This window comes from Klebsiella pneumoniae subsp. pneumoniae HS11286, from assembly GCF_000240185.1.
In the GTDB taxonomy this organism is placed as follows: domain Bacteria; phylum Pseudomonadota; class Gammaproteobacteria; order Enterobacterales; family Enterobacteriaceae; genus Klebsiella; species Klebsiella pneumoniae.
In genome coordinates this window covers 4,735,005-4,750,737 of the sequence record NC_016845.1, presented here as the reverse complement: position 1 = coordinate 4,750,737, position 15,733 = coordinate 4,735,005, and the positions used below count along the sequence as shown (strand labels likewise).

The window sequence follows — 15,733 nt, the reverse complement described above, 5'->3', positions numbered from 1 at the left end:
TTACGGAGAGTAAAATGAAGTTTGTAGATGAAGCAACGATCCTGGTCGTAGCAGGTGACGGCGGCAATGGTTGCGTAAGCTTCCGCCGCGAAAAGTATATTCCGAAAGGCGGTCCGGACGGCGGCGATGGCGGTGATGGCGGCGATGTCTGGCTGGAAGCGGACGAGAACCTGAACACCCTGATCGACTACCGTTTTGAAAAATCGTTCCGCGCCGAACGTGGGCAGAATGGTCAAAGCCGCGACTGTACCGGTAAGCGCGGTAAAGACGTGACGGTAAAAGTGCCGGTCGGCACCCGGGTTATCGATCAGGGCACCGGCGAGACCATGGGCGATATGACCAAACACGGTCAGCGTCTGATGGTGGCGAAAGGCGGCTGGCACGGTTTGGGCAACACCCGTTTCAAATCGTCCGTTAACCGTACGCCGCGTCAGAAAACCATGGGTACCCCGGGTGATAAACGCGACCTGCAGCTGGAGCTGATGCTGTTGGCCGATGTCGGGATGCTGGGCATGCCGAACGCCGGCAAATCCACCTTCATCCGTGCGGTCTCCGCCGCCAAGCCGAAAGTGGCTGACTATCCGTTTACCACCCTGGTGCCAAGCCTGGGCGTGGTGCGTATGGACAATGAAAAGAGCTTCGTAGTTGCCGATATCCCGGGGCTGATTGAAGGCGCAGCGGAAGGGGCAGGCCTCGGTATCCGCTTCCTCAAGCACCTCGAGCGCTGCCGCGTACTGCTGCACCTCATCGATATCGATCCGATCGACGGCTCCGATCCGGTTGAGAATGCGCGCATTATCATCGGCGAGCTGGAGAAATACAGCGAGAAGCTAGCCTCCAAACCACGCTGGTTAGTTTTCAACAAGATTGACCTGATGGACAAGGCCGAAGCCGAAGCCAAAGCCAAAGCGATTGCCGAAGCGCTGGGTTGGGAAGAGAAATTCTACCTGATCTCCGCGGCCAGCCAGCAGGGCGTGAAAGAGCTATGCTGGGACGTGATGACCTTCATCATCGAAAACCCGATCGTGCAGGCGGAAGAAGAGCAGAAGCCGGAGAAAGTCGAGTTTATGTGGGACGACTATCACCGTCAGCAGCTTGAAGAGGCCGAAGCCGAAGCAGAAGATGACGAAGACTGGGATGACGACTGGGATGAGGACGACGAAGAAGGCGTCGAATTCATCTACAAACGCTAATCCTGACTTCTCTGGATCAAAAAGGGCCGCATCTGATGCGGCCCTTTTGTTTTAATTGTTCTGGTACAAATCTTTATACAAGCGGCTTTCAAAGCGGACCAGTGGGATGCGGCGATTGCGCTGATCAGCTGGCTCCACGGCGTATCCGGAGAGATATTGCACGAAGGCCATCTTTTGTCCGCTGGCGGTAGTGATGAAGCCTGCGAGGTTATAAACCCCCTGGAGCGACCCGGTTTTCGCCGAAACTTTACCATCGACGCCCGCCTGATGAAGACCGGCGCGATACTGCAGCGATCCGTCATGGCCCGCCAGCGGCAGCATGGAGATGAAGTTGAGCTCGGTATCGTGCTGGGCGATATACTGCAGCACCTGCATCATGGTCGCCGGGGCGATCAGGTTGTGGCGCGACAGGCCAGAGCCGTCGGCGATGATAGTGTTGCCGAGATCGACCCCAGCCTGTTGACGCAGGATCTGCCGTACGGCATCGGAGCCCGCCCGCCAGGTGCCAGGTACGCCGAACCGGGCGTGGCCGATGGTGCGAAAGACGGTGTCGGCAATCATGTTGTCTGACTTCTTCAGCATGATCCGCAGCAGATCGTGCAGCGGAGCCGACTGGCTGGTTGCCAGCACGGTGCCGGGCTCATTGGCCAGCGTCTGGCGGAGCAGCGTGCCGCTGTAGGTGATTCCCGCCTGGGCCAGCTCCGCTTTGAGGATCGCTCCGGCATAGCTGGCGCCATCCTGAATGGCGAAGGCCAGAGGCAGCGGCTCGCTACGCTGCGGCAGGCAGCCGGTGAGAGTATAGCGATTGAGATCGCCCGGCACCACGTCGAGCTCGCAATACTGGGCTTCCGATGAGCCACGCGCTAGCGTTCGCACCTGGCTGAACATGGTGACCGGATAATAGGATGCAACGCGAATGAAGGCGACATCGCCCGGTTTCTGCGCGCTATACAGCGAGACAGAGAAGCAGTTACGGTCGACAATCGCCGCCGCCGGCGGGGCGCTGAAGCACTGCGTCAGGTCGTTCCACGGCCAGCCGGGCGCTTTGTCATGGCTGGCGAAGACCGAGGTATCGATGAGCACATTGCCTTCGATACGCTGCACGCCGGCTTTTTTCAGCGTCGCCACCATATTGCGAATATCCTGCCGTTTAAGCGTCGGATCGCCGCCGAAGCGCGCAATCAGGTCGCCTTTCAGCACGCCGCCGTCAAGGGAACCTTTGGTTTCCAGCGTGGTGGTAAAGCGAAAATCGGGCCCCAGTTGCAGCAGTGCCGCCAGCGCGGTGATGACCTTTTGCGTACTGGCCGGGAGCGCCATTTGCTGGCTGTGATAGTCGATTTCCGGCGTCGATGCGCCGACCTTTTGCGCCATAAAGGCAAGGTTCGCACCGGCGGGAAGCTGGTTGATGTACTCGTCAATATTCGCCGCCTGAGCGCTAAGCGCTATACCGGCGGTCAATCCGATGATAAATCTGGGAAATCGCATAATCTCGCGCTAACAACCTGAAGCCAGGCCGTCATACTACGGTGCAACGCCCAGTAAAGTAAACGATGACCCATAATGAACTTCGGGGTAAAATACCCATCAAATGAAAAATTGCTGCTGACCTGGGGAGTGTTTCCCGGGTCGGTTTCTTTTTGCTCGTGTCCTGCCCGTGGGCAGGACAGGTGGCGGAGCGGAGCTATCCGTTCCCTGAAGGAATGATAAAGAGGTATAACTAATGCAAGCGATTCCGATGACCTTACGTGGCGCTGAAAAACTGCGCGAAGAACTGGATTATCTGAAGTCTGTGCGTCGTCCTGAAATCATTGCCGCTATTGCTGAGGCCCGTGAACACGGCGATCTGAAAGAGAATGCCGAGTATCACGCCGCGCGTGAGCAGCAGGGTTTCTGCGAAGGGCGTATCAAGGATATCGAAGCGAAGCTGTCTAATGCGCAGGTTATCGATATCACCAAAATGCCGAACAACGGCCGGGTGATTTTTGGTTCTACCGTCAGCGTGCTGAACCTCGATACCGACGAGGAACAGACCTACCGCATCGTGGGCGATGACGAAGCTGATTTTAAGCAGAATCTGATCTCCGTGAACTCGCCGATCGCCCGCGGTCTGATCGGCAAAGAGCAGGATGACGTCGTGACTATCCGTACCCCGGGTGGGGAAGTGGAATACGAAATTACCAAGGTTGAATACCTGTAAGGCGTATTTCCCGCTACGATGTTTATAGATTGTAAAGAAAGGAAAAAGGCCGCATAGCGGCCTTTTATCAACGTCAGGAGCATGGCATTTTGCTCGCCTGGCCGCAGAAATCCCTCGTTTTACACAAAGTTGTGTCGAGATTCAGGATATTCTTAGCGTGGCAGCGAGATTTTACGCTCTGGTGTTGGGCGGTACAGAACCAGCGTTTTACCGATGACCTGTACGTTACAGGCGCCGGTTTCGCGTACGATGGCTTCCACGATCAAGGCTTTTGTTTCGCGATCTTCTGAGGCGATCTTCACCTTGATGAGTTCATGGTGCCCTAACGCTTGTTCGATCTCGGCCAGTACCCCTTCGGTCAAACCATTGTTGCCAAGCATAACTACCGGCTTGAGCGGATGTGCCAGACCTTTCAGGTGCTGTTTTTGTTTAGTACTCAGATTCATCGTATTTTTTTGCTTACGTTGGGATTGAAAACGGGTCATTCTACCGCCATCTCCCATATATCGCCAAACTACCGCGTCGATTTTTACGCAGTAAAGTACGATGAACCCGAACGGGAATGTTAAATGACAGGTAAAAAGCGTTCTGCCAGCTCAAGCCGCTGGCTTCAGGAACACTTTAGCGATAAATATGTTCAACAGGCACAGAAAAAGGGGTTACGTTCCCGTGCCTGGTTTAAACTTGATGAAATACAGCAAAGTGACAAAATTTTTAAGCCGGGGATGACGGTAGTCGACCTCGGTGCTGCTCCCGGTGGCTGGTCGCAGTATGCGGTCACGCAGATCGGCAACAGCGGCCGCATCATCGCTTGCGATCTTTTACCAATGGATCCAATCGTTGGTGTGGACTTCCTTCAGGGCGATTTTCGTGATGAATTAGTCCTGAAAGCGTTACTTGAGCGAGTGGGCGACAGTAAAGTCCAAGTTGTCATGTCCGATATGGCGCCGAATATGTGCGGAACACCGGCGGTGGATATTCCCCGGGCTATGTATCTGGTAGAACTGGCGCTTGAAATGTCTCGTGATGTATTAGCGCCAGGTGGTAGTTTTGTAGTGAAGGTGTTCCAGGGCGAAGGCTTCGATGAGTATCTTCGAGAAATTCGCTCCCTGTTTACGAAGGTCAAAGTTCGTAAGCCGGACTCTTCCCGCGCTCGTTCGCGTGAAGTGTATATTGTAGCGACCGGGCGTAAACCATAACCGGCAGATTTCAAACGAAAGTTTGAAAGAAACTGGATATAGAGTATCCTGACGCTGTTTTTAACACAGTTGTAATAAGAGGTTAATCCCTTGAGTGACATGGCGAAAAACCTAATACTCTGGCTGGTCATTGCCGTTGTGCTGATGTCAGTATTCCAGAGCTTTGGGCCCAGCGAGTCGAATGGCCGCAAGGTGGATTATTCTACCTTCCTGCAAGAGGTCAATCAGGACCAGGTTCGCGAAGCGCGTATCAACGGACGTGAGATCAACGTTACCAAGAAAGATAGTAACCGTTACACGACTTACATTCCGGTTAACGATCCGAAGCTGCTCGATAACCTGTTGACTAAAAACGTCAAAGTTGTTGGCGAACCACCAGAAGAGCCGAGCCTGCTGGCTTCCATCTTCATCTCCTGGTTCCCAATGCTGCTGCTGATCGGCGTCTGGATCTTCTTTATGCGGCAAATGCAGGGCGGCGGCGGGAAGGGCGCGATGTCCTTCGGCAAAAGCAAAGCCCGTATGTTGACGGAAGACCAGATCAAAACCACTTTTGCAGACGTTGCCGGGTGTGACGAAGCGAAAGAGGAAGTCGGCGAGCTGGTAGAATACCTGCGTGAGCCGAGCCGCTTCCAGAAACTGGGCGGTAAAATCCCGAAAGGCGTCCTGATGGTCGGCCCTCCGGGTACCGGTAAAACGCTGCTGGCGAAAGCGATCGCTGGTGAAGCGAAGGTACCGTTCTTTACCATTTCCGGTTCTGACTTCGTCGAAATGTTCGTCGGTGTGGGCGCTTCTCGTGTGCGTGACATGTTCGAACAGGCTAAGAAAGCCGCGCCTTGCATCATCTTCATCGATGAAATCGACGCCGTCGGCCGCCAGCGTGGCGCAGGCCTGGGCGGTGGTCACGATGAACGTGAGCAGACCCTGAACCAGATGCTGGTTGAGATGGACGGCTTCGAAGGTAACGAAGGTATCATCGTTATCGCGGCGACTAACCGTCCGGACGTTCTTGACCCCGCGCTGTTGCGTCCGGGCCGTTTTGACCGCCAGGTGGTGGTTGGCCTGCCGGATGTTCGCGGTCGTGAGCAGATCCTGAAAGTGCATATGCGTCGCGTTCCGCTGGCGCCGGATATCGATGCGGCAATCATTGCGCGCGGTACCCCGGGCTTCTCCGGTGCGGATCTGGCCAACCTGGTCAACGAAGCGGCGCTGTTTGCTGCCCGCGGTAACAAACGCGTTGTGTCGATGGTTGAGTTCGAGAAAGCGAAAGACAAAATCATGATGGGTGCGGAACGTCGCTCCATGGTGATGACGGAAGCGCAGAAAGAGTCTACTGCTTATCATGAAGCGGGCCACGCGATTATTGGTCGCCTGGTGCCGGAGCACGATCCGGTGCACAAAGTGACGATTATCCCGCGCGGTCGTGCGCTGGGTGTGACCTTCTTCCTGCCGGAAGGCGATGCAATCAGCGCCAGCCGTCAGAAACTGGAAAGCCAGATCTCCACCCTGTACGGCGGTCGTCTGGCGGAAGAGATTATCTACGGTCCGGAACATGTTTCTACCGGTGCGTCCAACGATATTAAAGTGGCGACGAACCTGGCGCGTAACATGGTGACCCAGTGGGGCTTCTCCGACAAACTCGGTCCGCTGCTGTATGCGGAAGAAGAGGGTGAAGTCTTCCTCGGCCGTAGCGTCGCGAAAGCGAAGCATATGTCCGATGAAACCGCGCGTATCATCGACCAGGAAGTGAAATCGCTGATTGAGCGTAACTACGGTCGTGCTCGCCAGCTGCTGAACGACAACATGGACATTCTGCACGCGATGAAAGATGCGCTCATGAAGTATGAGACCATCGATGCGCCGCAGATTGACGACCTGATGGCTCGTCGCGAAGTTCGTCCGCCAGCGGGTTGGGAAGAACCAGGTTCTTCTAACAACTCTGACAACAATGGCACGCCTCGTGCGCCGCGTCCGGTTGATGAACCGCGTACGCCGAACCCGGGCAACACCATGTCAGAGCAGCTGGGCGACAAGTAAGCTACCGCTGTTGATGCTTGTTTAACCTTAAAACCCCGGGCGTCCGCTCCGGGGTTTTTCTTTTTTAACCTCTTCAGTCTCAGGGATTTTGTGATGAAACTTGTAGCCCAGGGCTCAACCCTCGATCTCTCTCACCCTCACGTGATGGGTATTCTAAATGTGACGCCTGACTCCTTCTCCGATGGCGGCGCCCATAATTCGCTGATTGAGGCGGTGAAGCATGCCAATCTGATGATCAACGCCGGCGCGACCATCATTGATATCGGCGGTGAATCGACGCGGCCAGGGGCGGCTGAGGTTAGTGTGGAAGAGGAGCTTGCGCGGGTGATACCGGTGGTTGAAGCCATTGCCCAGCGCTTTGAGGTATGGATCTCAGTGGATACCTCCAAGGCGGAGGTTATTCGCCAATCGGCCAGGGCCGGGGCGCATATCATCAACGATATTCGTTCGCTGACCGAGCCCGGCGCGCTGCAGGCCGCCGCGGAAACCGGACTGCCGGTGTGTCTGATGCATATGCAGGGACAACCAAAAACCATGCAGGAGGCGCCGAAGTATGAGGACGTCTTCGCCGATGTTGAGCGTTTTTTTAATGAGCACATTGTGCGCTGCGAACAGGCAGGGATCGCAAAAGAAAAATTGCTGCTCGACCCGGGATTCGGTTTCGGTAAAAATCTCTCCCACAATTACCAACTGTTGGCCAGGCTTGGGGAGTTTCATCACTTTGGTCTGCCGCTGCTGGTCGGTATGTCACGTAAGTCGATGGTAGGTCAGTTGCTGAACGTCGGGCCGTCGGAGCGGCTGAACGGCAGCCTGGCGTGTGCCGTCATTGCAGCAATGCAGGGCGCGCAGATTATCCGCGTCCATGATGTCAAAGAAACGGTAGAAGCGCTGCGCGTGGTGGAAGCCACCCTCGCCGCTAAGGGAAAAAAACGTTATGAGTAACCGCAAGTATTTTGGCACCGATGGTATTCGTGGCCGCGTCGGCGATGCGCCGATCACTCCGGAGTTTGTGCTCAAGCTGGGCTGGGCGGCGGGCAAAGTGTTAGCGCGTCACGGTTCGCGTAAAATTATCATCGGCAAGGATACCCGTATTTCGGGCTATATGCTGGAATCGGCGCTGGAAGCTGGACTGGCGGCAGCGGGGCTCTCTGCGTCGTTCACCGGGCCTATGCCGACACCGGCCATCGCCTACCTGACGCGCGCCTTCCGCGCCGAGGCGGGGATTGTTATCTCTGCTTCACATAACCCTTTCTACGACAACGGCATTAAATTCTTCTCCATTGAGGGCACCAAACTGCCGGATGATGTCGAAGAGGCGATTGAAGCCGAAATGGAGAAAGAGCTCACCTGCGTGGATTCGGCTGAGCTGGGCAAAGCCAGCCGTATCGTCGATGCGGCGGGGCGCTACATTGAATTTTGTAAGGGTACCTTTCCCAACGAACTGAGCCTGGGAACGCTGAAAGTGGTGGTGGATTGCGCGCACGGCGCGACCTATCACATCGCCCCTAATGTCTTCCGCGAGCTGGGAGCCCAGGTTATCGCGATGGGCTGCGAGCCAGACGGTCTCAACATCAACGAAGAGGTCGGCGCCACTGACGTGCGGGCGCTGCAGGCGCGCGTGCTGGCGGAAAAAGCCGATCTGGGTATTGCCTACGACGGCGATGGCGATCGGGTGATTATGGTTGACCACGAAGGCAATAAAGTCGATGGCGACCAGATCCTCTATATCATAGCCCGGGAAGGATTGCGTCAGGGGCAGCTGCGCGGCGGCGCCGTCGGCACGCTGATGAGTAATATGGGGCTGGAGCTGGCGCTCAAGCAGTTAGGCATCCCGTTTGCCCGCGCGAAGGTCGGTGACCGCTATGTACTGGAGATGCTCCAGGAAAAAGGCTGGCGCATCGGTGCGGAAAACTCCGGCCATGTGATCCTGCTGGATAAAACCACCACCGGCGATGGCATTGTCGCCAGCCTGCAGGTGGTCGCGGCGATGGTCCGCAACCACATGAGCCTGCATGACCTGTGCAGCGGGATGAAAATGTTCCCTCAGCTGCTGGTGAATGTCCGCTTTACCGAGGGCAGCGGTAACCCGCTGGAGAATGAGCATGTCAAAGCGGTGACCGCGGAAGTGGAGGCGGCGTTAGGAAAACGCGGCCGTGTCCTGCTGCGTAAATCGGGTACGGAGCCGCTGATCCGCGTGATGGTGGAAGGCGAGCATGAAGATCAGGTGCACGAGTTTGCGCACCGCATCGCTGAGGCGGTAAAAAGCGTTTAGCTTTGCCGGCTAAGTGGTTAAAAAGGCGGCGCTTGCCGCCTTTTTTATGATCGAAAATTGGCTTTTTGCTGTTTTTTTCTGCAGTTGATACAATGTGTCGAAATTGCCCTTGCGAAGGTCATTCGCTTTGGTTAGTATTCACACCCGCTTCAGTGGGAAACGTTAAAACGTCCCGCTTTATTGGTCGAAGCACTTGGTATGCGGCGAATCCGCAAGGAACAGGTTGATTATGTACGAAGCTCTTTTGGTTGTTTTCCTTATTGTAGCGATTGGCCTTGTAGGTCTGGTTATGCTGCAGCAAGGTAAAGGCGCTGATATGGGAGCCTCCTTCGGTGCAGGCGCTTCCGGCACACTGTTTGGGTCCAGCGGTTCTGGCAACTTTATGACCCGTATGACCGGCATCCTGGCTGCGCTGTTCTTCATCATCAGTCTGGCGCTGGGTAATATCAACAGCAACAAGACCAGTAAAGGAAGTGAGTGGGATAATCTGAGCGCGCCGAAAACGGAGCAAACTCAGCCAACTGCGCCGGCTCAGCCGACCAGCGATATCCCGCACTAAGTATTCTGTACCGAGGTGGTGGAATTGGTAGACACGCTACCTTGAGGTGGTAGTGCCCTAACGGGCTTGTGGGTTCGAGTCCCATCCTCGGTACCAATATTCCAGAAAAAAGACGCTGAAAAGCGTCTTTTTTTGTTTTTGTCCCCGCTGGACATTTATTTATAAACATCTCTTCGCTGGTTGCCTCCTTTTACTGTCGTTAAAGTCGCCTCGTCAAATTAACAGAGGTGAAGTGACACAATGAACAAGATCGGGTTGCTTATCGTCGCCGGCGTGCTCGGTTTAGCTGGGTGCAGTTCAACATCGCCCTCCCAAACGGTGGAGACGATTAATGCGCTAACCGTACCGGTATCGCCCAGTGAGTCTGGGACTACAGCGAATCATGCCCAGGCGGTGAGGCGCTATTTCCAGGACAATACGGCACTGATTAGTCGCCTTAACCATTCGTTGAAAAGTCATTATCTGCAGGACGTGGAGCGCCGCGATGTGTTCGACAGACACAGCGAGGCGTATAAGGTGTATGGCGCCCTGACCCGCCTGGAGCAGATGGCGTCCATGAATGAGGTTTACCGCAAAGAGAATAATATTGCAGGCCTACAAGAGATCAACCGCGTACTGAAAAGCGTGCCGCTGACCAGCTGAGAATGAAACAGGGACTGCCGACCGGCAATCCCTGTGAAGAGTTAAAAGCGGAAGTTAACCCCGGCGTAAGCGCCGTCGGCCAGCGTGTTATCGCGATTGCCATCTTTCCCTGCCATATCAATATAGCGATAGCCAGCTTCGATATTCAGAGAGGGGAGCACGTTAAGGCGTACCCCGGCATTGGCCTCCACATAATCCTCAACGCCGCTGGACATTGAGTCCGGTGAGTAATAGCCCTCGCCGAAAAGCGTGAAATACTGACCAAGGGGGAGTTCAGCGCCACCACCGGCGGCGATGGCGTAACCTTCATCACCATCTTTTGGGTTCAGATAGACCGCCTTACCGCCCAGGGTCATCAGAAAAGGGCCAAGGTTAAAGTTATAACCCATTCCCAGTCCTACACTATCTCCGTCGTTGTCGCTATGAGCCCACTGAGAACTGAACGTCATACCCGGTTCCCCGGCGCCAAAGCTGGCGGACAGATTGGTAAACTCGGCGCCAGCTTCTCCATGCAGGTTAACGGCTGCGCAGGCAGCGCTGCTGGCTCCCAAAGCGATCGTTACGGCAACCATTTTTGCAGCAATAGACTTCATTATTAAATTCCTTCAGATAAAAAAAAGCCCGATATGGGCGTTCGGGCATAATTAACGGGTTCGTGCATCTCATTGTTATGGTCGCGGCAGGCGAGGGGGCAACTCTCGCTACCGCCGCACACGTCTGGCCGATTTCCGCTGGCATATCCTGAGCCGGTGCAGGCCCGGCGGTTAACGCCGTTTGTGGTCGTCTGCTGGCGAACTCAGGAATAGATTGTCTTCCGGGAAACCCAGGCGCTTAGCATAAAATTTTTGTTCTTTTAGCGGTAACGGTTATTGGTTTAAATTTAAACATCTTCCCCGCTGCAGCAAATAACAATAAATGATAGGAGGAGTGCAGGTCAGAATTTTTCAGGAAGTGAGACGATATTTTGTAAATAACCGCCGCGGGCAAAGGCAATATAACCGCCTTTCTTTAATGCTGACAATACATTGAGAATACTGCTACGCGACAGAAGGGTCCTGTCCTGAATATACTCAAGAATAGATACTCGCTGTCGGGTCTCTTCGCTTAATAGCATCATCTCCAGCAGCTGGTTACGGATGACCGAATAGGTACGCTGCTGCAGGACCAGATCGTCACGATACACCATATACGAGGTATGATAAGCCAACAGGCTGGTCACCTCTTCCCACAGGTTATGCTGACGAAAAAGCGCCGAAGCCAGGTCGTGGTCGATCCGTAGCAGTTCGCATGATACCTCGGCTCGCAGGCTGTGGCTGCGGCTGGGCTGCAGCATTTCCGCCACGCCGAAAAGATGCGGCTCATAGACGGTCACCATCAGTAGCCTGTCGGAATTACGAATAATCGACAGCTCGCCTTTTTTAAAAATAAAGAGCTGGGTTTTGCCTTTATATTCCCATGTCAGTCTTTTTCTGGCGATCGCGTTAACGGGGGTCGCGTGTGGCTCAAGTACATCGATCAGCCGGTCAATGGTCTTTTGCGGCCTGATCGGCGGTTTAATATTCATGATGTGTATCACCAGATATGAATTAATCAATTGAGGCTATTATAGTCAACAGTTTTGCTGGTCTGGCGATAAGGAAAAAATGCGTCATGGCATTTTTTTTACGTTGGTGGGTCATTCAAAATAAAAAGCCGGCGGTGAGCCGCCGGCGGAAAGCAACATTGTCAGGCGATTATTTACCTTTGTTTTCCAGATTTTCAACCTGCGGTAAACCGGTTGCCGAGGAGGCGCTCAGCAGGCCAGACTGGGCATAGCCGAACAGCTTCTCGCGGGTATCGGTGATGTCCAGATTACGCATGGTCAGCTGGCCGATACGGTCTTCGGCAGTAAACATGGAATCGCCTTTTTCCATGGTCAGACGCTCCGCTTTATAGGTCAGGTTGTCTGATACCGTATTAAGGATCGAGTAGTCGTTACCGCGACGCAGTTCGAGGGTGACTTCGCCGGTGATCTGGCTGGCGACCCAGCGCTGCAGCGAATCACGCAGCATCAGCGCCTGGGAATCAAACCAGCGGCCCTGATACAGCAGGCGGCCCAACTGGCGACCGTGGGCGTGATATTGCTCAATCGTATCTTCGTTATGGATACCGGTCAGCAAACGCTCGTAGGCAATATGCAGCAGCGCCATCCCCGGAGCTTCATAAATGCCGCGGCTTTTCGCTTCGATAATCCGGTTTTCAATCTGGTCGCTCATGCCCAGGCCGTGACGACCGCCGATGCGGTTGGCTTCCAGCATCATCTCGACGTCATCGGCAAAGGTTTTACCATTCAGCGCCACCGGATGGCCCTGCTCAAAGCGTACGGTGACCTCTTCCGCAGGGATCTTCACGTTTTCGTCCCAGAACTTCACGCCCATAATCGGGTTGACGATCTTGACGCTGGAGTTCAGGAATTCGAGATCTTTCGCTTCATGGGTCGCGCCGAGCATATTGGAGTCGGTGGAGTAGGCTTTCTCGACCGACATCTTGTAATCAAAGCCGCAGGCGATCATAAATTCGGACATTTCGTGACGACCGCCGAGCTCATTGATAAAGTCGCTGTCCAGCCACGGTTTGTAAATCTGCAGTTCAGCGTTGGTCAGCAGGCCGTAACGATAGAAACGTTCAATATCGTTGCCTTTATAGGTGCTGCCATCGCCCCAAATGTTAACGCCGTCTTCTTTCATCGCCGCCACCAGCATGGTGCCGGTGACCGCGCGGCCTAGCGGCGTGGTGTTGAAGTAGGTCAACCCACCGGTGGTGTTATGGAAAGCGCCACACTGAATCGCGGCGATCCCTTCTGCGACCAGCTGTTTGCGGCAGTCGATCAGACGGGCGCCTTCAGCGCCGTACTCTTTCGCGCGGCGCGGGATAGCATCGTAGTCGTCTTCGTCCGGTTGACCCAGGTTAGCGGTATATGCATAAGGCACGGCGCCTTTTTTGCGCATCCATAACAGCGCGGCGCTGGTATCCAGTCCACCAGAGAAAGCGATACCAATACGTTGACCAACCGGGAGATGCTTGAGAATCGTCGTCATAAAATAAAACCCTGCTCGATAGACTGTGGTGAGTTCGACCCAACAACCTTAACTGCATTTTTATGCATTAATTGTGAGTATTCATTTAACCATCTTTTACTGGCGACAGGAAGTGCTTCATCATCTTTTTGCTAAAAAAGCCTGAAATACCAGCACAAACGGCAATCGGGGGCGCTAAAAAGCATGTTGACAAAATATACTAATCGCCGTTACAATTCATCCCGATTTTATGTCCCGTCTTCGGTACCAAATCCCAGCAGTATTTGCGTCTTTTGCTCAAAAAGAGTAAAATATGCCACGTTTCAGGCGCGGGGTGGAGCAGCCTGGTAGCTCGTCGGGCTCATAACCCGAAGGTCGTCGGTTCAAATCCGGCCCCCGCAACCACTTTCCCATTAAGTACTTTTTCAAATATACTGTGAGGACTAGGTGTCCTTCGTAGCCGAATTTGAAAGAATTCTTGCGGAAGGTGTTCCAGATCGCCATGGCGATCTCAGGGTTCAGTTATCTAAAGCCCCGATTTATCGGGGTTTTTTGTTATCTGACTTCAGAATAACTGGGCTATACGCCCTTTTTTTATGTCTTGGGGGTGGGTTTGTCCACATTAGAGCAAAAATTGACAGAGATGCTCACTGCGCCGGTTGAAGCGCTTGGCTTTGAGCTGGTCGGCATCGAATTTATTCGCGGTCGCACATCCACACTGCGCATCTATATTGATAGTGAAGATGGCATCAACGTTGATGATTGTGCTGATGTGAGCCACCAGGTAAGCGCCGTCATGGATGTCGAAGACCCGATCACTGTCGCTTACAACCTGGAAGTCTCTTCGCCTGGTCTTGACCGTCCGATGTTCACCGCCGAACACTATCAACGTTTCACCGGCGAAGAAGTTGCGCTGGTGCTGCGCATGGCGGTTCAGAACCGCCGCAAATGGCAGGGCATTATCAAAGCGGTAGACGGTGAGATGATCACGGTAACCGTCGAAGGCAAAGATGAAGTGTTCGCGCTGAGTAACATCCAGAAGGCGAACCTGGTTCCCCACTTTTAACAGTCTGGATTGAGGTGAAAGGCCCCGATGAACAAAGAAATTTTGGCTGTTGTTGAAGCCGTTTCCAACGAAAAAGCGCTGCCGCGTGAGAAAATTTTCGAAGCGCTGGAAAGCGCGCTGGCAACGGCCACCAAGAAAAAATACGAACAAGAGATCGACGTTCGCGTTGAAATCGACCGCAAGAGCGGCGATTTCGATACCTTCCGTCGTTGGCTGGTTGTAGAAGAAGTCACCCAGCCGACGCGCGAGATCACGCTGGAAGCAGCGCGTTTCGAAGATGAAAGCATGAACGTCGGCGACTATGTCGAAGATCAGATCGAATCTGTTACCTTCGACCGTATCACCACCCAGACCGCTAAGCAGGTTATCGTGCAGAAAGTCCGCGAAGCCGAGCGCGCGATGGTGGTCGATCAGTTCCGCGAGCACGAAGGTGAGATCATCACCGGCGTGGTGAAAAAAGTGAACCGCGACAATATCACACTGGATCTGGGTAACAACGCTGAAGCCGTGATCCTGCGTGAAGATATGCTGCCGCGTGAAAACTTCCGTCCGGGCGACCGCATTCGCGGCGTACTGTACGCTGTCCGTCCGGAAGCGCGTGGCGCCCAGCTGTTCGTCACCCGTTCCAAACCTGAGATGCTGATCGAACTGTTCCGCATCGAAGTGCCGGAAATCGGTGAAGAAGTGCTGGAGATCAAAGCGGCGGCTCGCGATCCGGGCTCTCGTGCCAAAATCGCGGTGAAAACCAACGACAAGCGCATCGACCCGGTTGGCGCTTGCGTCGGTATGCGCGGTGCGCGTGTGCAGGCCGTGTCGACTGAGCTGGGTGGTGAACGCATCGATATCGTCCTGTGGGATGATAACCCGGCGCAGTTCGTGATTAACGCTATGGCGCCGGCAGACGTCGCGTCCATCGTGGTGGATGAAGATAAACACACCATGGATATCGCGGTAGAAGCGGGCAACCTGGCGCAGGCGATCGGCCGTAACGGTCAGAACGTCCGCCTGGCTTCACAGCTCAGCGGCTGGGAACTCAACGTCATGACCGTTGACGATCTGCAGGCTAAGCACCAGGCGGAAGCGCATGCCGCTATCGATACCTTCACCAAATATCTTGATATTGATGAAGATTTCGCGACAGTGCTGGTTGAAGAAGGCTTCTCCTCGCTGGAAGAGCTGGCCTATGTGCCGATGAAAGAACTGCTGGAAATCGACGGTCTGGATGAAGCCACCGTTGAAGCACTTCGTGAGCGTGCGAAAAACGCACTGACTACGCTGGCGCTGGCTCAGGAAGAAAGCCTGGGAGATAACAAACCTGCCGATGATCTGTTGAATCTCGAAGGTCTGGATCGTGCCCTGGCATTCAAACTGGCTGCCCGTGGTGTTTGTACGCTGGAAGATCTCGCCGAGCAGGGCGTTGATGACCTGGCTGATATCGAAGGGATGACCGACGAGAAAGCTGGCGAGCTCATCATGGCCGCTCGCAACATTTGTTGGTTCGGCGACGAAGCGTAA

18 protein-coding genes and 2 tRNA genes are annotated in these 15,733 nt (G+C 54.5%); 13 read left to right on the top strand and 7 right to left on the bottom strand.

Going from position 1 to position 15,733, the window contains the following annotated elements; translation table 11 throughout:
* Positions 1–14: 14 nt before the first annotated feature.
* Complete coding sequence (locus tag KPHS_47320) at positions 15–1,193, top strand: GTPase ObgE (RefSeq protein YP_005229032.1); 1,179 nt, start codon at positions 15–17, stop codon at positions 1,191–1,193.
* A 51-nt stretch (positions 1,194–1,244) separates the two neighbouring features.
* Here KPHS_47320 and KPHS_47310 read toward each other — a convergent pair whose 3' ends face one another.
* Positions 1,245–2,651 carry a D-alanyl-D-alanine carboxypeptidase gene (locus KPHS_47310; RefSeq protein ID YP_005229031.1) on the bottom strand — a complete coding sequence of 469 codons (1,407 nt, stop codon included), beginning with the start codon at positions 2,649–2,651 and terminating at the stop codon, positions 1,245–1,247.
* A gap of 262 nt (positions 2,652–2,913) precedes the next feature.
* Between KPHS_47310 and KPHS_47300 the strand changes: the two genes are divergently transcribed.
* A complete protein-coding gene (locus KPHS_47300) occupies positions 2,914–3,390 on the top strand; it encodes a transcription elongation factor GreA (RefSeq protein ID YP_005229030.1) in 477 nt (158 codons plus the stop codon).
* Positions 3,391–3,542: 152 nt separating this feature from the next.
* Here the strand turns inward: KPHS_47300 and KPHS_47290 are convergent, their stop codons facing one another.
* The gene (locus KPHS_47290) at positions 3,543–3,875 is read right to left on the bottom strand and encodes a ribosome assembly RNA-binding protein YhbY (RefSeq protein YP_005229029.1); all 333 of its coding nucleotides are present in this window, start codon (positions 3,873–3,875) and stop codon (positions 3,543–3,545) included.
* An 84-nt stretch (positions 3,876–3,959) separates the two neighbouring features.
* On the opposite strand from KPHS_47290, the gene KPHS_47280 reads away from it, so the two are divergent.
* The 7 genes from KPHS_47280 (at position 3,960) to KPHS_47230 (ending at position 10,096) form a co-directional block, all read left to right on the top strand.
* Positions 3,960–4,589 carry a 23S rRNA methyltransferase J gene (locus KPHS_47280; protein ID YP_005229028.1) on the top strand — a complete coding sequence of 210 codons (630 nt, stop codon included), beginning with the start codon at positions 3,960–3,962 and terminating at the stop codon, positions 4,587–4,589.
* A gap of 99 nt (positions 4,590–4,688) precedes the next feature.
* The gene (locus tag KPHS_47270; RefSeq protein YP_005229027.1) at positions 4,689–6,623 is read left to right on the top strand and encodes an ATP-dependent metallopeptidase HflB; all 1,935 of its coding nucleotides are present in this window, start codon (positions 4,689–4,691) and stop codon (positions 6,621–6,623) included.
* A 93-nt stretch (positions 6,624–6,716) separates the two neighbouring features.
* Positions 6,717–7,565, top strand: coding sequence for a dihydropteroate synthase (locus KPHS_47260; protein YP_005229026.1), 849 nt, complete (start codon positions 6,717–6,719; stop codon positions 7,563–7,565).
* Positions 7,558–8,895 (top strand): phosphoglucosamine mutase, encoded by a 1,338-nt coding sequence (locus KPHS_47250; protein YP_005229025.1) that lies wholly within the window; start codon positions 7,558–7,560, stop codon positions 8,893–8,895. The genes KPHS_47260 and KPHS_47250 overlap by 8 nt, the downstream gene beginning before the upstream one ends.
* A gap of 229 nt (positions 8,896–9,124) precedes the next feature.
* Positions 9,125–9,454 (top strand): preprotein translocase subunit SecG, encoded by a 330-nt coding sequence (locus KPHS_47240; protein ID YP_005229024.1) that lies wholly within the window; start codon positions 9,125–9,127, stop codon positions 9,452–9,454.
* Between the two features lie 9 nt (positions 9,455–9,463).
* Positions 9,464–9,550 (top strand) — tRNA-Leu (locus tag KPHS_t00590).
* 297 nt (positions 9,551–9,847) lie between these two features.
* Positions 9,848–10,096, top strand: a complete 249-nt coding sequence (locus KPHS_47230; RefSeq protein ID YP_005229023.1) for a hypothetical protein — start codon at positions 9,848–9,850, stop codon at positions 10,094–10,096.
* Positions 10,097–10,137: 41 nt separating this feature from the next.
* Here KPHS_47230 and KPHS_47220 read toward each other — a convergent pair whose 3' ends face one another.
* The 4 genes from KPHS_47220 to KPHS_47190 form a co-directional block, all read right to left on the bottom strand.
* The gene (locus tag KPHS_47220; protein ID YP_005229022.1) at positions 10,138–10,485 is read right to left on the bottom strand and encodes a hypothetical protein; all 348 of its coding nucleotides are present in this window, start codon (positions 10,483–10,485) and stop codon (positions 10,138–10,140) included.
* Positions 10,486–10,612: 127 nt separating this feature from the next.
* Positions 10,613–10,738 carry a hypothetical protein gene (locus KPHS_47210; protein ID YP_005229021.1) on the bottom strand — a complete coding sequence of 42 codons (126 nt, stop codon included), beginning with the start codon at positions 10,736–10,738 and terminating at the stop codon, positions 10,613–10,615.
* A 292-nt stretch (positions 10,739–11,030) separates the two neighbouring features.
* A complete protein-coding gene (locus KPHS_47200; RefSeq protein YP_005229020.1) occupies positions 11,031–11,660 on the bottom strand; it encodes a winged helix-turn-helix transcriptional regulator in 630 nt (209 codons plus the stop codon).
* Positions 11,661–11,829: 169 nt separating this feature from the next.
* Complete coding sequence (locus KPHS_47190) at positions 11,830–13,173, bottom strand: argininosuccinate synthase (protein YP_005229019.1); 1,344 nt, start codon at positions 13,171–13,173, stop codon at positions 11,830–11,832.
* On the opposite strand from KPHS_47190, the gene KPHS_47180 reads away from it, so the two are divergent.
* Positions 13,153–13,308 carry a hypothetical protein gene (locus tag KPHS_47180; RefSeq protein YP_005229018.1) on the top strand — a complete coding sequence of 52 codons (156 nt, stop codon included), beginning with the start codon at positions 13,153–13,155 and terminating at the stop codon, positions 13,306–13,308. The genes KPHS_47190 and KPHS_47180 overlap by 21 nt on opposite strands.
* A gap of 172 nt (positions 13,309–13,480) precedes the next feature.
* A tRNA-Met gene (locus KPHS_t00600) sits at positions 13,481–13,557 on the top strand.
* A 217-nt stretch (positions 13,558–13,774) separates the two neighbouring features.
* On the opposite strand, the gene KPHS_47160 is transcribed toward KPHS_t00600, so the two are convergent.
* Positions 13,775–13,933 (bottom strand): hypothetical protein, encoded by a 159-nt coding sequence (locus KPHS_47160; protein YP_005229017.1) that lies wholly within the window; start codon positions 13,931–13,933, stop codon positions 13,775–13,777.
* A 15-nt stretch (positions 13,934–13,948) separates the two neighbouring features.
* On the opposite strand from KPHS_47160, the gene KPHS_47170 reads away from it, so the two are divergent.
* Both KPHS_47170 and KPHS_47150 read left to right on the top strand, forming a co-directional pair.
* Positions 13,949–14,218 carry a ribosome assembly cofactor RimP gene (locus KPHS_47170; RefSeq protein YP_005229016.1) on the top strand — a complete coding sequence of 90 codons (270 nt, stop codon included), beginning with the start codon at positions 13,949–13,951 and terminating at the stop codon, positions 14,216–14,218.
* 27 nt (positions 14,219–14,245) lie between these two features.
* Entirely contained in the window at positions 14,246–15,733 is a 1,488-nt protein-coding gene (locus KPHS_47150) for a transcription elongation factor NusA (RefSeq protein YP_005229015.1), read from the top strand.

Bases quoted from the DNA above. Each gene is read 5' to 3' on its own strand.
- KPHS_47300 (YP_005229030.1), top strand. From the start codon at position 2,914: ATGCAAGCGATTCCGATGACCTTACGTGGCGCTGAAAAACTGCGCGAA.
- KPHS_47250 (YP_005229025.1), top strand. From the start codon at position 7,558: ATGAGTAACCGCAAGTATTTTGGCACCGATGGTATTCGTGGCCGCGTC.
- KPHS_47290 (YP_005229029.1), bottom strand. From the start codon at position 3,875: ATGACCCGTTTTCAATCCCAACGTAAGCAAAAAAATACGATGAATCTG.
- KPHS_47170 (YP_005229016.1), top strand. From the start codon at position 13,949: ATGGATGTCGAAGACCCGATCACTGTCGCTTACAACCTGGAAGTCTCT.
- KPHS_47240 (YP_005229024.1), top strand. From the start codon at position 9,125: ATGTACGAAGCTCTTTTGGTTGTTTTCCTTATTGTAGCGATTGGCCTT.
- KPHS_47320 (YP_005229032.1), top strand. From the start codon at position 15: ATGAAGTTTGTAGATGAAGCAACGATCCTGGTCGTAGCAGGTGACGGC.
- KPHS_47270 (YP_005229027.1), top strand. From the start codon at position 4,689: ATGGCGAAAAACCTAATACTCTGGCTGGTCATTGCCGTTGTGCTGATG.
- KPHS_47260 (YP_005229026.1), top strand. From the start codon at position 6,717: ATGAAACTTGTAGCCCAGGGCTCAACCCTCGATCTCTCTCACCCTCAC.
- KPHS_47210 (YP_005229021.1), bottom strand. From the start codon at position 10,738: ATGCCCGAACGCCCATATCGGGCTTTTTTTTATCTGAAGGAATTTAAT.
- KPHS_47150 (YP_005229015.1), top strand. From the start codon at position 14,246: ATGAACAAAGAAATTTTGGCTGTTGTTGAAGCCGTTTCCAACGAAAAA.
- KPHS_47280 (YP_005229028.1), top strand. From the start codon at position 3,960: ATGACAGGTAAAAAGCGTTCTGCCAGCTCAAGCCGCTGGCTTCAGGAA.
- KPHS_47220 (YP_005229022.1), bottom strand. From the start codon at position 10,485: ATGGGTTATAACTTTAACCTTGGCCCTTTTCTGATGACCCTGGGCGGT.
- KPHS_47190 (YP_005229019.1), bottom strand. From the start codon at position 13,173: ATGACGACGATTCTCAAGCATCTCCCGGTTGGTCAACGTATTGGTATC.
- KPHS_47200 (YP_005229020.1), bottom strand. From the start codon at position 11,660: ATGAATATTAAACCGCCGATCAGGCCGCAAAAGACCATTGACCGGCTG.
- KPHS_47180 (YP_005229018.1), top strand. From the start codon at position 13,153: ATGCTTGAGAATCGTCGTCATAAAATAAAACCCTGCTCGATAGACTGT.